General features: G+C 65.5%; 1 protein-coding gene. It reads right to left on the minus strand.

Features of this window, described 5'->3' with window-relative positions:
• The coding region (locus ABS768_RS17660; protein ID WP_456264641.1) for a chromate transporter at positions 1-585 on the minus strand (585 nt) is incomplete at both ends.

Consider the following 585-nt stretch of genomic DNA (forward strand, 5'->3'; position numbering starts at 1 on the left):
AAGCGCCATGACCGCCACCGCGGAATGCGGTGCTCCCCTGCCGCGCCGACCACCACCCGATGAGCCCGGCGCCCAGCACGATGAGCGGGAATGGCGCACCGGCGAAGAAGATCAGGACGAAGGCGACCGCAGCGAGGATTCGCGCCGGCGCGCTTTTAAGGGCGCGGCTTCCGATCCGCACGACCGCCTGAAGGACGACGGCCAACACCGCGGCCTTGAGGCCGAAGAACAGTGCCGAGACGATGCCGACACGGCCATAAAGGACATAGATCCAGCTCAGCGCCATGATCGCGACCGCGCCGGGGATGACGAACAGCACGCCGGCGACGATGCCGCCCTTCGTGCGATGCATCAGCCATCCGATATAGGTGGCGAGCTGCTGTGCCTCCGGGCCAGGCAGCAACATGCAGTAGTTGAGCGCGTGAAGGAAACGCTGCTCGCCGATCCACCGCTTTTCGTCGACGAGAATGCGGTGCATCACCGCGATCTGGCCCGCGGGTCCGCCGAAACTTAGGCAGGCGACGCGGAGCCAGACGCGAAAGGCTTCGTTGAAGCTGATGCCGTGACCGGCATCAGCTCCGTTTT

The organism is Flavobacterium rhizophilum (assembly GCF_046000485.1).
Classification (GTDB): domain Bacteria; phylum Bacteroidota; class Bacteroidia; order Flavobacteriales; family Flavobacteriaceae; genus Flavobacterium; species Flavobacterium rhizophilum.